The following is a 15,018-nucleotide window of genomic DNA, read 5'->3' on the forward strand; positions in this document are numbered from 1 at the left end:
CTTCCTATTTATCGCCTATTGCGATTTCCATATATAGTTCTCTTATTTTATCTAAGTTTCTTGTGATGTATACACCTGTTCCTTCAAGCTTTTCAAGATGCATCTTATCTTTGACATCATCTATACTGCTATCTAAGTATTTTTTTGCCAAGGTATTTCTCAGCATATTCGGATATATATTTTGAGATATCCCTGCCTTCTGGCCATATTTTTTAAATCTTGCACCAAAATTCTGTCTTGTCACTCCCTGAAATAAAAAATCATCTTCGCTATTCACGACTTTTTCCCTGTCTTCATTAACAAAAGATTTTATCTTTTCAGAAAGCTCATTTCCTATTTCTATAAAATGAAGTCTGTTGTTCTTTACATACTTTATTTTCTTATATTCAGTTGATATTATATCGCTTATTTTTATCTCTAGAACCTCTGATATGAGAAGCCCGCTCTGTAAAAGCATTTCTATGACCAATTTGTCCCTTTCTCCCTTAGGCTGATTACCACATTGGTTTATTATTCTTTCTACTTCTTCCCATTCAAGTGTTTCAGGCATCTGTACCGTAGGTTTCACAGGTTTTAAACCTTCTGTGGGCAATTTTTCCACAATACCTTTTTTATACAGATATTTGTAGAAGGCTCGCAGTGAGACCAACTTTCTATAGATACTATTTTCAGAATATTCTTTTTTCATTGTCTCTATAAAAGACATCACATCCAAGTCTTCTACTTCCACATAGTCTTTTCCCATCAAAAAAACTGTAAAGTCCTCAAGGTCCTTTCTATAGGCCTCTATACTGCTCTCAGAAAAGCCTTTTTTATCTTTTATAAATTTTAGAAACTCTATCAATAATTCCCTCATAACGACCACCTAAATCTCATCTAAAATTTCTTTGGCATGCTTTAAAACTGCTTCTGTTATATTTTCTCCTGCCAGCATTCTTCCTATCTCTTCTATACGTCCCTTGTAGTTAAGTTCTCTCACAGTTGTAACAGTTTTATCTGCATGAGTTTTCTTTTCTATATAAAACTGCTGCGTAGCCTTAGAGGCTATTGCAGGAGAGTGAGTTATACATACCACCTGGGAATTCCCGCCTATATCTTTTAACTTGCTGGCAATCTTCCTCACTGTTTCCCCACCTACCCCTGTATCTATCTCATCAAATACAAGGATAGGGACATTATCCACCACAGAAAATATGGATTTCAAGGCAAGCATAATACGGCTCACCTCTCCTCCAGAAGCAATTTTAGACAGTGGTTTAGGACTCTGTCCTTTATTGGTGGTGATAAGAAATTCCACCTGATCAGAGCCGTTTCTCCCCATCCCTTCTATAAGCCCAAATGATATTTTAAACATACTGTCCTTCATATTTAGATACTTGAGCTCATTTTCCATCCTGCTCTCTATAAGAGCTGCACTTTCCTTTCTTGCTGCACTTAGTTTTTCAGCATATTTTTTGTATAATGCTGTCAGTTCATCCCGCTCTTTTATTAGCTTTTTCTCTTCAAAGTTACTCTCATGAAGTGTATCCAATTTTTTCTGTAGGTCATCTCTGTAGTCTAGAATTTCCTCTATTGTAAATCCATACTTTTTTTTCAAAGAATTTATTTTGTCTAACCTGTCTACAAGTTCATTTAGTCTAAACTCATCGGTGTCTGTATCCTCTTCTAAGTTTTCTATTATATAGACAACATCTTCTAAATCATAATAAATCTTTTCAAGCTTATCCTGGGCCTCTTCAAATTCTTTTCCGTATTTTGAAACAGACTCCAGAAATTTCTTGGAGTTGTAGATAAAGGACATGGCATTATGCTCACCGTCTTTTAAAAGCGTATAAGAGTTTATAAGATTTTCCTTTATTTTACCAGAATTAAAAAGTTTTTTATATTCATCTTCTAGCTCTTCATCTTCACCCGATTTCAATGATAAAGAATTTATCTCGTTAAGCTGAAATTCATAAAAATCTTTTTTCTCCTGTATCTCTTTTTTTATCTCTTCAATTTCAGAGATTTTTCTGCTTATTTTCCCATATCGTTCCACTGTGTTCTCAATTTTTGATCTTATATCCTGTGACTTATCACCGAGAAATTTGTCCAAAAGTTTTATATGATTATTTTTGTTTAAAAGCATCTGATGTGAATGCTGACCCACTAAATCTACGAGGGTACCCATTATCTGCTTTAGGCTTGATACAGGAACCCTTTTACCGTTTACAAAGGCTTTTCCTCTTCCATTTTTATCGAGCACCCTTCTCACTATGAGTTCTCCCTCTTCCACCTCTATACCTAGCTCTTTTAGTTCCTCAGTCTGGTAGTCACTGGTTTCAAATACTCCCTCTGCCATTAGGTATTCCTCTCCGTCTCGAAGCATTTCAACATTTGCCTTTTCTCCGATAAGAAGGTTTATTCCGCTGAGTATTATGGATTTTCCAGCACCAGTTTCTCCGGTCAGGGTTATGAGCCCATCTCCAAACTCCAACTCAAGTTCCTCTATTATAGCAAGGTTTTCTATCCTTAACTCCCTTAACATAATCTATCGCCCCACTTAAGCTTTTCTCTCAAAACTCCATAATAATCTCTGTTCTCAGAAAGAACTAGTTTCAAAGTCTTATCTGAATATCTAACTCTTACCTTCTCACCGTATGATATTTTAAATGACTTTTCTCCGTCTACTGTGAGATAACCAACTCTTTCCATATCTTCTATTATAAATTCCAGTTCTTCGTCTCCATCTACCACCACTGGTCTTGTACTTAGGTTATGAGGAGCAATGGGAGTTATAAGCATAGCCTTGATATTAGGCTTTATTATGGGCCCTCCTGCAGAAAGAGAATAGGCTGTAGATCCTGTAGGAGTTGCTACTATTACTCCGTCAGCTCTGTAGGTATTTACATATTCGTCATTAGAATACACACCTATTCTAACCAACTTTGTGAGCATACCTCCTTTTGATATCACAACTTCATTTAAGGCATGAAAATTCCTATCACCTAAACTTATTTCAAGAACTCTTCTTTTTTCAAGCTGATAGTATCCATCTAAAACCCTGTCATAGGTGTCAAAAGCTTCCTGCTCCTTTATCTCAGTTATAAAGCCCAAACTGCCCATATTTACAGCTATTACAAAAATATCAGGCTTTTCTATCAGCTCTTTGGCAGCTTTCAAAAGAGTTCCGTCTCCTCCTATAACCACTGCAAAATCACACTGCCAAGCATCTTCTAAGGAGTAGATTTTTAGTCCGTTATCCATAAAGTATTTTTTTGTCTTCCTGTAAAATTCAAGGGCTTTAACCTTATCCCTGTTGTATATCAAGCATACTTTTTTCATACTTTTCCTCCGATGATTGTCAAAACATAAGCAATGGATTTATAGCCTTTAGGTTAAATCTAAGTTCATAATAAAGACTAGGTTTACCGTCTGTAGACATTCCGAGTATTCCTATGTCCTGTCCTTTTTTGACTATGCTTCCTACCTTTACATAATGACTTATTAGATTTCCGTAGATACCTATCATGTTGTAGCCATAGTCAACCATTACCACTTTACCTAGACCCTGAAATTTCCCGGCATAGATAACCTTTCCAGATGCTGCTGACTTTACCCTGCTTCCCAGGCTAGAGGCTATCTCTATACCACTGCTTGTGACATTTCCTTGTTTTTTCTGTCCAAAAGTAACAGCATATCTGCCGTTTAACGGTTTTTTCATTTTTCCTATTTTTGATTTTGCAGTTGAAATATCTATATTTTTTACCTTTCTTGCTCTTTCTATTATTATTCTATCTATCTCTTTCGCTATATTTTTTTTCTTAATCTCAAGAGTTGAGATATTTTTTTTGTGATATATCTCTTTTTTGTTGAGCTGAGCAATAAGAGTATCTTTCTCTCTTTTTTTCCTTTCACCCTGTCTCTCTTTTTGTGCTAGGATATTTTTAAGTCTGGTCTGTTCTCTTCTGTCTTTCTCTATATCATTTTTTACCAAATCTATATCTTTTTGAACTACCCTTATATGCTCTAGGGTTTCAAGATCAGCATATAAGAGCTCTTTAAAGTTCCTCTTTTTGCTTTGGACATAATCTTTCTCAGTTTTATTTTTTTTCACCCTGTTCCAGGCCTCTAGTTTAGCGTTATATTCTCTGTTCTTTATCTTCAGTTCTTCAGAACTGAAATTTAAATTTCTTTTACTGTAATCTATTTTTTTTGACAAACTCGATATCTTTATCAAAAGTTCTTTTTTTTCGCTTTCAATCTTTTTTAATTCATTTTCTAGATCACTTATCTGTTTTTTTATGAGTTCTCTGTTTTGACCTATTACTTTTATCTCTTTGCTGCTTTTTTTTATTCCCTTCTCTATGTCTCCCATCTTTTTTTTCATGTCAGAAAGCTGGTCTCCATATGAAATTGAAGAGATTATAAAGAAAAAAACCACCCATTTTTTCACTGATTATCACCTTTAACTCTGTATATTTTTCTTGAAACAAACGGAAATACGCAGATAATTACAAGAATAGTCACAAGGGCTAAAACAAGCATCTGTTCTGTACTACTTAATATATAGTCTCTGTCATAATTTATAAACTCTTTTCTGAAAACTTCATAAAAATTTAGAAATATAAGCGTTCCTGTAAAGGCGGCCCCTGTAAATATGGCATCACTTATAAAATAATAAGGTTTAAGAACATTTTTTTTATTATCTCCCATATATATCTTCGAACTTATATCCCTGCTGTGTTTTACTATATTTGTATGAAGAAGATTAAATATTATTAAAACCACAGGCAGAAAAGCCCCTAGGAAAAAATATCTTATAAATGTTTGATTTTTGGCTATTCTTTTATTTAAATTTTGTAACTGTTCATTGTCTACATATACCTCTTTTATAAAGTTATCTTCCTTATCTAGATTTTGCCTTAATAGTTCTAGTTTATCATACCCGTCAAAAGTAATTGAAATGCTGTCAGAAAGTGGATTGTTTCCCTTAGGAAGCCTTATTCCTAGGTCATCTTCTAGCTCCCTCAACTCAACCTCTTTAGATTCATACTTCATATGTCTCACTTCTGGCAACTCAAGTAGTTTCCCCTCAAATTCATTTATTGATTTTTCGTCTGGATTTCCCTTAAGATATACCCTTACTTTATAATTGTCTTTTAAATTTTCAGTATTCTGATGTAGATTTAAAATAACTCCTCCAACTGCATTTAAAACTATAAAAGCAGAAATAAGAGTAAAAAAATTCATTCTATAACACTTAAAATCTCTATCTATTATTTCATCTAATTCATTCAAAAAGCTTTTTAACCATTTAAACATTTTTAATAACACCCTCTCCAAGTATATTTAAGTCTTTTGGATATTTTTCCAAAATAGTAACGTCATTTGTGATATACATTATACCTAATCCATTTTTACAAAGTTCTTCTAATAGTAAAAATACTTTTTTTATAGTTTGATCATCCAACCCTCTGTGAAAATCATCCATCACAAGATAAGAAGGTTCTGAAGACAATGCTCTTGCTAAACTGAAATAGTGCTTCTCCTCTTGAGTTAGATTTTCCAAAAATTCATCTTTTTTGTGCGCAAGATCAAAAAATTCCAAGACCTCTAGTGACAATTTACTGGCCTCTTTATCGGTATAGTCCCTCAAATTAAGGTAATATTGTAAATTTTCCATAATAGTTTTATAACTTATAAATTTATAATCATCGTAAGTTATTCCAAGTTTCCTAATAATAATTTTACATCCTGCCTTCGAAGATGTAAAATCTTCCCCTCCGATTATTATTGTCCCTTTTTTAGGAAGAGCGACTTTAGTCAGCATTTGTAAAAATAAATTCTTCTCATTTTTATCTTTATAAGAAAGATAAGAGAATTCACATTTATTTAATTCTAAATTAACTTCAGTTTTTCCATTTAAATTTACATTTACAAATTTAACCAAGATAAAACCTCCAAAAAAATTTTAGCATCTCTGATTTTTTTCACTATTTATTTTATATTGATATTTATAGTATATCAAAAAAAGAAAAACTTTCCCATCTAATCTGGAAAGCATTTTTTTATTTCTAGAAAAATAAATATAGAGGCAGAAATAACTCCGCCTCTATACCTCTATAAATTCTCTTTTATTACTGACACTATTTTTTCAGCAGTAAGTTCGTACTTCTCGAGAAGTTCCGCTCCCTTTCCACTTTGTCCAAACTTGTCGTAAATTCCTATTTTCTTCACCTTTGTAGGATGAACTTCTGAGAGAAACTCAGAAACTGCAGAACCTAATCCTCCTATTACAGAGTGCTCTTCAGCAGTAACTATAAACTTAGTTTCCTTAGCTGCTTTTAAGATAGCTTCACCATCTAGAGGTTTTACTGTTCCTACATTTAGGACTCTTACTGAAACTCCATCTTCTGCAAGTATTTCAGCAGCTTTCATAGCTTCTGCCACCATAAGTCCAGTAGCTGCCACTGTTACATCTGCTCCATCTTTTGCTGTATTTATTACACCTATTTGAAAATCATAAGTTTCTTCATCAAAAAGAACAGGGACATCTAATCTTCCAAGTCTTAGGTATATAGGCCCATCATAATCTACAGCAGCCTGAACCATCTTTTTAGTTTCCACAGCATCTGCAGGTGAAAGAACTACCATTCCAGGTATAGCTCTCATAAGTGCTATATCTTCTACAGACTGGTGTGATCCACCGTCTTCTCCCACTGATATACCAGCATGAGTAGGAGCTATTTTTACATTTAATTTTGGATATGCCACTGTGTTTCTGATCTGCTCAAATGCTCTTCCAGCTGCAAACATAGCAAATGTAGAAGCAAATGGTATCTTACCGCAAGTAGACATACCAGCAGCTGTACCGATCAAATCAGCCTCTGCTATTCCAACATTTATATGTCTTTTTGGGAATTCTTTTTGAAACATTGCAGTCTGAGTAGATTTAGAAAGATCTGCATCTAAAACAACAACATTTTCATTTATTTTTCCAAGTTCAACAAGAGCTTCTCCATAAGCTTTTCTTGTAGATTTTTTTGCCATCTGTTCAAACCTCCAATTTATAATTTATGATTAATCGAGAATTTCTTCTACTTTTTCAAGTTCTTTTACAGCTATTTCAGTTTCCTCAGCTGTAGGGGCAACACCGTGGAATCCACATACATTTTCCATGAAAGATACACCCTTACCTTTTGTAGTTTCTGCTATTATAACTGTAGGCTTACCTTTGCACTCTTTAGCTTTTTCCAAAGAATCCAAAATCTCTTCAAAACTATGTCCGTCAGCCTTTATAACATTCCATCCAAATGACTCCCACTTTTTATCAAGAGGAGCGACACCCATTATTTCGTCTACATTTCCATCTATCTGAAGATTATTATAATCAACAAATGCGCAGATATTATCAAGCTTGTAGTGAGCAGAAGTCATAGCAGCTTCCCATACCTGACCTTCTTGTAATTCTCCGTCTCCCATCAAAACATAAGTTCTGTAGTCTTCCCCTGAAATTTTAGCTGACAATGCCATTCCGTTTGCTACCGAAAGTCCTTGCCCTAATGAACCTGTAGATATTTCTATCCCAGGTACCTTTTTCATATCAGGATGTCCTTGTAATATTGAACCGTACTGTCTCAATGTCCCTAGAAGTTCTCTGTCAAAATAACCTTTTTCAGCCAAAACTGCATAAAGAACAGGTGCAGCATGACCTTTAGAAAGAACAAATCTGTCTCTTCCTTCCATTTTTGGATTTTTAGGATCTACATTCATCTCAGAAAAATAAAGTGTTGTAACTATATCCGCCGCAGAAAGAGACCCCCCCGGATGTCCAGATTTTGATTTACAAATCATCTGAACGATATCTTTTCTAACTTGTGTTGATTTTTCTTTTAAGAGTTTAATATCTGCCATTTCCATCTCCTTTCAATTTTAACTTTCTTTAGTAAGTATATTAAATTTAACTTAGTATTGTCAACAAAACAAACTTTATATCGTTGTCATCATTTCAGAGACGACTCTTTGCAAGGCAATGATTCCCTTTGTAAAATATTTAAAAAGTATTTCATACTTTACCGATCCCATTATAATATAAAGCATTCCAAAAGCAGCAAAAGGTCGTATAATCTTTTTTTCTTTCTTTCTATTAAAAATCAGTGAACATAATCCTAAAAAAAATAAAATTATAAATTCAGTAAAATTTTTTGTATAACTTACAGCTATAACTACACAAACTATCGTAGAAGTTAATAGCCAAACTATGCTCCCCACAGGTGAAAGAGTTTTATTTATAACAGGAATTTTTAAAAGTGCTCCTCCAAACCACCCCTTAGGGAATAGATCAAATGTAAAATGAAGAGCAAGGGCTATAGAAAAACCCATTATAAAAAACCTGAAATCTATATTATTTTCCAATTTTAAAATTTTATAAAAAAATATCATAATAATAGGACTATGGGTGAGTATGTTTCTGTGTTTTAATTTTAACTTTAAGTCCCAGTCTGGAAATTTCATTCCCAAAAGAAATGATGCGAATAATATAAGAACTCCAGTAAAACTAATTTCGCTGATTGAAAATTTCAAAATTCTTAATCCCCTCCTATTCTTTGAAATTATAGGAGCATTATAACATCTATTGACTTTTATAAATATAATTAATTGTATAAAAACTAAAATCAGTGTACACTAAAATCTTTTTGTATTTTTATATTTTTAAAAGATTTTATTTCGGGTACATTATAACACTTATTTCAATCTATTACTACCAAAATAATGTAATTATTTAATTTGATTTTTATTTAATTTACAAGAATAATTAACCTGTAAATTAGTGTACTCTAATGATTTTTGATTCTTTTATTTTACAAAAAATATTTAAAACTCTTTAGATATTAATAAAGAGGACAGATTTAATCTGCCCTCTTTAGAATAAATTATTATTTAGTAATTGTAGCAACTACTCCAGAAGCTACTGTTCTTCCACCTTCTCTTATTGCGAATCTTAGTCCTTCTTCCATCGCGATTGGGTGAATCAGTTCTACTGTCATCTCTACGTTATCTCCAGGCATTACCATCTCTACTCCTTCTGGTAAGTTGATTGCTCCTGTGATATCTGTTGTTCTAAAGTAGAATTGTGGTCTGTATCCTGTAAAGAATGGAGTATGTCTTCCTCCCTCTTCTTTTGTTAGTACATATACTTCTGATGTGAATCCTGTATGTGGAGTGATTGTTCCTGGCTTAGCAAGAACTTGTCCTCTTTCTACGTCTTCTTTCTTTATTCCTCTTAGTAGTGCTCCGATGTTATCTCCGGCTTCTCCTTGATCAAGAAGCTTTCTGAACATCTCTACTCCTGTACAAACTGCTTTTTGTGTGTCTTTGATTCCGATTATTTCAATCTCTTCTCCGACTTTGATTATTCCTCTTTCTACTCTTCCAGTTACAACTGTTCCTCTACCTGTGATAGTGAAAACGTCTTCTACTGGCATTAGGAATGGCTGATCTACTGCTCTTTCTGGTGATGGAATGTAAGAATCTACTGCATCCATAAGTTCTTCGATCTTAGCTACCCATTGAGCTTCTCCGTTAAGAGCTCCTAGTGCTGATCCTGCTATCACAGGAATGTCGTCTCCTGGGAATCCGTAGTCTGATAGAAGTTCTCTTACTTCCATCTCTACTAATTCTAGTAACTCTTCGTCATCTACCATATCTGCTTTGTTTAGGTATACTACGATGTAAGGTACTCCTACCTGTCTTGAAAGAAGGATATGCTCTCTTGTTTGAGGCATTGGTCCGTCTGCTGCTGATACTACTAGGATAGCTCCATCCATCTGAGCTGCTCCTGTGATCATGTTCTTTACATAGTCAGCATGGCCTGGACAGTCAACGTGAGCGTAGTGTCTGTTTGCTGTTTCATACTCGATATGAGCTGTATTGATTGTGATTCCTCTTTCTCTCTCTTCTGGTGCCTGGTCAATGTTTGCAAAGTCTACTTTCTTTGCTAATCCTTTGTCAGAAAGTACTTTTGAGATTGCTGCAGTTGTTGTTGTCTTTCCATGGTCAACGTGTCCTATTGTTCCTACATTTACATGGGGTTTTGATCTTGAAAATTTTTCCTTAGCCATTTCAATCCTCCTGATTTTGTTTTATATAAATTTCTTTAATATCTAAGTTCCAGTAAAAAAAAAATCCACACAAATTTCCCAAGATTAAAGGATCAGTTGTGTAGTGGTAAAGTGGTGGTGAGAGAAGGATTCGAACCTTCGAAGGCGGAGCCGGCAGATTTACAGTCTGCTCCCTTTGGCCACTCGGGAATCTCACCATATTTAGTTGTGTCCATAATTTCTTGGTACCCCGTAGGAGAATTGAACTCCTGTCTTCAGAGTGAAAATCTGATGTCCTCACCACTGGACGAACGGGGCATTATGGTGCCGCTTATCGGAGTCGAACCAATCACCTACTGATTACAAGTCAGTTGCTCTACCAGATGAGCTAAAGCGGCGACAGACAAAGTAATTATATATTACCCGCTGTTGTTTGTCAATTTTTTTTTAAAGTTTTTTTAAAAAAAATGACCCCTCTGTATATATGAACTCAACTTTCTTCTCTTTTTCCAATATTTCCAAGTATTTATAGAGCTGTTTCTTTTTTCCTCCCACCATCTCACAAAGTTCTTCGATAGAATAAGCTCGTTTAGATAGCATGTTTAAGATCAACTTTTCTTCCTCTGGAGAATATTTCTCAATTTGATCTCTATTTTTATATTTTTTTATTATCTCTACCCCATTTATTCCAAAAGATTCAAAATATTCTTTTATTTCCTTAAGTCTTTTAAAGGTAGCAGGCTGTATCCAATCAACGGCTCCTGGTCTTGCAAGAGTATTTAGTTGTATAGCCTCTATACCAAGTTTTTTCAAAAACTCAGCAAAAAGTTTTAATTCCTCTGGAGTATCATTCACCCCTTCTACTATAAATATCTCCAAAAGTATCTTTCCCTTGAATTTTTCAGATAATTTTACCAGCCCTTCTAAAATATCCTCTGACCTAAGAGTTGCATGGGGTCTGTTTACTTTTACAAAAATCTCTTCACTTATAGCATCTAATGAGGGCATTATCACATCTGCCTCTATTATATCCTCTATAACTTCATCATAATGAAGAAGGGTTGAGTTTGTTATCACAGCCACCTTTGAATCAGTATTTTCCTTTACCCAAGTTATAAGTGTTCCTATGTCACTATTCAGCGTTGGTTCACCACTCCCTGAAAAGGTTATATAGTCAGGTTTTATTTTTTTCAAGGCATTTTTCAGCTCTATCTTGACCTCTTCAAGATTTACATAACTTCCTCTCTCGCTGAAAGTTTTGCTGTTTCCACCACATTCACAGTATATGCAGTTGAGGTTGCAGGTTTTTGCCTCTACAAGATCAACTCCCAATGAGACTCCGAGCCTCCTAGACGGAACTGGTCCAAATACATATTTATACATAAGTTTCCCCCTTAATATTCTACAAGTGAGTAAATAGCTCCTGCCAACCTGTAAGGATGATGCCTTACTGTACCTTTTTCACTTATCTCAAGAAGTTTTTGCTCCAAAATATCTATTTTCATTTTTTCTAGATTTTCAAAGTCGACCTCTACTCTTCCGGCACCTTCATCATTATATTTTTCCATTATACATTCAGGTATCTCACTGGAATCGGTGACAACTACATCCAAAAATTCTCCACCAACATGCTGATTTATTGCTTTTATATGATCTGATACAGTATAACCTCTGCTTTCTCCAGGCTGCTGCATTGCATTACATATATACACTTTTTTAGCCTTTGATTTTATAAGAGACTCTTTCATCTCTGGTATAAGAAGATTTGGAATTATGCTGGTATAAAGACTTCCTATTCCTAGTACTATCAAATCAGCATTCTCTATTGCATCTAAAGCCTCTTTTACAGGTTGTGGATTTTTTCCAAAAAACACCCGTTCTATGCTCTTATGAGTTTTGGGAATCATAGATTCACCAACTACTATTTCTCCGTCTTCCATCTCTGCCAAAAGTGTTACACTTTCACAGGTAGATGGCAATATATTACCTCTGATATCAAATACTTTTCTGAGACCCTTCATAGCACTAACCAGGTCCCCAGTAACTCCCACCATAGCTGTAAGAAGCAGATTGCCAAGAGGATGCCCCCCTAGGCTGCTGTCTCCTTTAAACCTATACTGAAGAAGTTCCTCTACCAGAGGCTCCACTTCACTTAATGCCACCATCACATTTCTCAAATCACCAGGAGCAGGCATATCAAACTCATTTCTTAATTTACCGCTGCTTCCTCCATCGTCTGCCACCGTTACTATAGCGGTTATCTCTACAGGGAAATGCTTTAACCCTCTAAGGAGAACTGAAAGCCCTGTACCTCCGCCTATTACGACAACTTTTGGTTTTATATACATAAAATCTCTTTTCCCTTCCAAAATTAATTTTTACATTATTTCCACATAATTATACTACTTCTCAAAGGATATTTTTTCAAGAAAAACATTTAAAGAATACTAAATTATAAAGTATCCCAAAACAAAAGGAGCCTATAAGGCTCCAAATAATTCTTACTTTTTAAGTTCTTCTAGCAGATATTTATATTGCTTAAGCATTATATTTAAAAATATCTTTTTGGGGAATTGATACCATTTAAACTTCATTCCCTCGATTCCTCTAAGGGAATCTGATAACATTTTTTTCAGAAATTCAAGTTCTTCAAAACTAACTTTAAATTCCTTTTTATCCTTCTTTTCACACTCATTTTTTAAATAGTCCAAAAATGACATTACTCCCTGACCTTGAGGTATAGGAGAGCTTCCAAACTGTTTTTTTATCTCGTCTATAAATCTAGATAAAAACTTTTTGTTGGATTTATCTAGACTAACTGTATATTTTCTTTTTGATTTACCTATCTTTTGCATTGTGTTCATCATACCCGCCATAGAACTCATATTGTTCATTTGCATAGGGTTTAGATTATTAGGGTTAATCCTTTGACCTTTCATTAATTCTCCTCCATACATAACAAGTTTTTTGCTTATTTTAAAATTTTCCTATTATTTTCTCTATCTCTTCTTTTGATATGCCTCCATGCCTCAAAATAAATGGCTTTTCTCTCATATCTATAATAGTAGACTCTATTCCGAGATTACATGCTCCTCCGTCTACAAGTATATCCACTCTTTTTTTGAATTCTTCACTTACATCTGAAAATCTCTTTGGACTGGGTTCTCCAGATATGTTAGCACTTGTAGTTGCCAATATACCACCACAAGCTCTTATTATATCCAAGGCAAGAGGATGATTTGGCATTCTAACCCCTATACTCTCTCCTCCAGATACCATTACAGAAGGTACATTCTTTTTTTTACGAAGAATTATAGTTAATGCTCCCGGCCAGAAAGACTTCATAAGTTTTTCAATCTTTTCTTTATTTTTATCAATATAAGCTATCTTTTCTACAATATTCTCATCACTTACAAGAGCTATAAGAGGAGAAGAAAACGTCCTTTCCTTAGCCACATATATCTTCTTAAGTGCCTCTTCTTTTTCGATTATCCCTCCCACACCATAAACTGTATCTGTAGGATATATAATCAGTTCTCCAGACTTAACTTTTTTTGCCACAGTAGGAAGATCCATGTTTTTCAAATCAAAAACAATCTGTTTCATACATCTCCACCTCGTCTGTTTATTTCGTAAAATATAAAGTATTTTAACATATAAAAAAAAAAAAGCTAGTATCCTGACAACTGCTTTTACTCTTTGTTGTGATATTTTTTACAAAATTTTTACCTATGACATTATCATAAAAAGTACTTATATTCCGAAAAAAAGTATCAAAAAAATATCTATTTCTGTTGGAAATCAGACTTAATTTTGATTTTCCTCTCATTTTAAAAATCAGGCGGCCTTGAAATTACCAATTTTTAAGGCTATTATCTCTATTGAGGGGATTTTTATATCAATGTAAAAGGGGAGAAATTTTATGCTAATGGTAAATACCAAAAACAAAAGGCTGGCTCTGCTGGCAGCTTTTTTTATGTTCACAGTTTCCAACAGCTATTCCATGTCTGCCACTTCAAATGAAGTTTTCATGGTAGAAAGTGAGAGTAAAATACCGGTATCCATTTCCATTTCAACAGGAGTTTTAAACGGTGAGTCAGAGGAGTATGTTTATGATGGTTCAAGTAAATTAAGCAAACTTACCTGGGATTTGGATAATGTTCCTGTAATCGGAATTGATACTTCTGTAAAGTTTAAGGAAAAATTTTCATTAAATTTTTCAGGTTGGACAAAGATTTCTGAGAGTAGTGGAAACATGGAAGACTATGACTGGTATAATGGAGATGACAATCCTTGGACTGATTATTCATCGCACAATACTGAACTTGATGAGGCCTATATGCTAGATATCAACATGAGCTATCTTCTTTATAAGGAAAACAACTTTTCTCTAAGTGGAGAATTGGGTTTTAGACACGACTACTATAAATGGAATGCCTACGGAGGCTATGCTATATATGATAGTGGCAGTGTTGATGTTGATTTTGATGACGAAAAAAACATTTCTTACGATCAAGAATTTTATGCTCCATATTTGGGTTTGACTTTCAACACGAAAAAAAATAAATGGATTATTTCTTCCTATATTAGAGGATCTTTGTGGGCATGGGGAGAAGCTGAAGACACTCACTATTATCCCGGACTTACTTATGATACTGGGTCTTCTTCTGGATATTTATCCGGTAGTGACTCGATAACATTCAAAGATGAATTTGAAAATATAGCCTATCTTTCATTAGGGTTAAATATTGGTTATATGGTTATGGAAAATCTAATTATAAATCTTTCTACAGATTTCCAAAAATATTTCAGAGAAACAGGTGATGATACTGCATATTATTCCGATGGAACTACTGAGTATTATAAGGACAGTGCAGGTACTTCAAACTACTCTTACACTGTGTCTATAGGAGCATCATATCTATTTTAAATTTAA

The 15,018-nt window shown here is 34.2% G+C and carries 15 protein-coding genes and 3 tRNA genes; 1 reads left to right on the top strand and 17 read right to left on the bottom strand.

All coding sequences use genetic code 11. From position 1 onward, the window contains the following. Positions 1-4 precede the first annotated feature (4 nt). From ILYOP_RS07430 to ILYOP_RS07510, 17 genes are all read right to left on the bottom strand, one after another. Positions 5-856, bottom strand: a complete 852-nt coding sequence (locus ILYOP_RS07430) for a tyrosine-type recombinase/integrase (RefSeq protein ID WP_013387924.1) — start codon at positions 854-856, stop codon at positions 5-7. Positions 857-865: 9 nt separating this feature from the next. Then, positions 866-2,527, bottom strand: coding sequence for a DNA repair protein RecN (gene recN, locus ILYOP_RS07435; RefSeq protein ID WP_013387925.1), 1,662 nt, complete (start codon positions 2,525-2,527; stop codon positions 866-868). After that, the gene (locus tag ILYOP_RS07440; RefSeq protein WP_013387926.1) at positions 2,521-3,324 is read right to left on the bottom strand and encodes an NAD(+)/NADH kinase; all 804 of its coding nucleotides are present in this window, start codon (positions 3,322-3,324) and stop codon (positions 2,521-2,523) included. The genes recN and ILYOP_RS07440 overlap by 7 nt, the downstream gene beginning before the upstream one ends. 19 nt (positions 3,325-3,343) lie before the next feature. Beyond that, complete coding sequence (locus tag ILYOP_RS07445; RefSeq protein WP_013387927.1) at positions 3,344-4,435, bottom strand: murein hydrolase activator EnvC family protein; 1,092 nt, start codon at positions 4,433-4,435, stop codon at positions 3,344-3,346. Beyond that, a complete protein-coding gene (locus ILYOP_RS07450; protein ID WP_013387928.1) occupies positions 4,432-5,304 on the bottom strand; it encodes a cell division protein FtsX in 873 nt (290 codons plus the stop codon). Before ILYOP_RS07450 ends, ILYOP_RS07445 begins: the two co-directional genes overlap by 4 nt. Beyond that, positions 5,297-5,932, bottom strand: coding sequence for an ATP-binding cassette domain-containing protein (locus ILYOP_RS07455; RefSeq protein ID WP_013387929.1), 636 nt, complete (start codon positions 5,930-5,932; stop codon positions 5,297-5,299). The genes ILYOP_RS07450 and ILYOP_RS07455 overlap by 8 nt, the downstream gene beginning before the upstream one ends. Before the next feature lie 170 nt (positions 5,933-6,102). Continuing rightward, positions 6,103-7,032 (bottom strand): transketolase family protein, encoded by a 930-nt coding sequence (locus ILYOP_RS07460; RefSeq protein WP_013387930.1) that lies wholly within the window; start codon positions 7,030-7,032, stop codon positions 6,103-6,105. 30 nt (positions 7,033-7,062) lie between these two features. Further along, positions 7,063-7,896 carry a transketolase gene (locus ILYOP_RS07465; RefSeq protein WP_013387931.1) on the bottom strand — a complete coding sequence of 278 codons (834 nt, stop codon included), beginning with the start codon at positions 7,894-7,896 and terminating at the stop codon, positions 7,063-7,065. 75 nt (positions 7,897-7,971) lie between these two features. Then, on the bottom strand, positions 7,972-8,565 hold the full coding sequence (locus tag ILYOP_RS07470; RefSeq protein WP_013387932.1) for a hypothetical protein: 594 nt from the start codon (positions 8,563-8,565) through the stop codon (positions 7,972-7,974). Between the two features lie 353 nt (positions 8,566-8,918). Beyond that, positions 8,919-10,103, bottom strand: a complete 1,185-nt coding sequence (tuf, locus tag ILYOP_RS07475) for an elongation factor Tu (RefSeq protein ID WP_013387933.1) — start codon at positions 10,101-10,103, stop codon at positions 8,919-8,921. A 112-nt stretch (positions 10,104-10,215) separates the two neighbouring features. Further along, positions 10,216-10,300: transfer RNA gene (locus ILYOP_RS07480), tRNA-Tyr, on the bottom strand. Positions 10,301-10,325: 25 nt separating this feature from the next. Beyond that, positions 10,326-10,400 (bottom strand) — tRNA-Glu (locus tag ILYOP_RS07485). A gap of 4 nt (positions 10,401-10,404) precedes the next feature. Continuing rightward, positions 10,405-10,480 (bottom strand) — tRNA-Thr (locus ILYOP_RS07490). A gap of 49 nt (positions 10,481-10,529) precedes the next feature. Next, entirely contained in the window at positions 10,530-11,465 is a 936-nt protein-coding gene (locus ILYOP_RS07495; protein ID WP_013387934.1) for a radical SAM protein, read from the bottom strand. Between the two features lie 11 nt (positions 11,466-11,476). Continuing rightward, complete coding sequence (locus ILYOP_RS07500; protein ID WP_013387935.1) at positions 11,477-12,430, bottom strand: gluconeogenesis factor YvcK family protein; 954 nt, start codon at positions 12,428-12,430, stop codon at positions 11,477-11,479. Between the two features lie 153 nt (positions 12,431-12,583). Further along, on the bottom strand, positions 12,584-13,021 hold the full coding sequence (locus ILYOP_RS07505; RefSeq protein WP_013387936.1) for a hypothetical protein: 438 nt from the start codon (positions 13,019-13,021) through the stop codon (positions 12,584-12,586). Positions 13,022-13,058: 37 nt separating this feature from the next. Then, positions 13,059-13,688, bottom strand: a complete 630-nt coding sequence (locus ILYOP_RS07510) for an L-threonylcarbamoyladenylate synthase (protein ID WP_013387937.1) — start codon at positions 13,686-13,688, stop codon at positions 13,059-13,061. 316 nt (positions 13,689-14,004) lie between these two features. On the opposite strand from ILYOP_RS07510, the gene ILYOP_RS07515 reads away from it, so the two are divergent. Then, entirely contained in the window at positions 14,005-15,012 is a 1,008-nt protein-coding gene (locus tag ILYOP_RS07515; protein ID WP_013387938.1) for an omptin family outer membrane protease, read from the top strand. The last annotated feature ends 6 nt before the right edge of the window (positions 15,013-15,018 follow it).

This window comes from Ilyobacter polytropus DSM 2926, from assembly GCF_000165505.1.
In the GTDB taxonomy this organism is placed as follows: Bacteria; Fusobacteriota; Fusobacteriia; order Fusobacteriales; family Fusobacteriaceae; genus Ilyobacter; species Ilyobacter polytropus.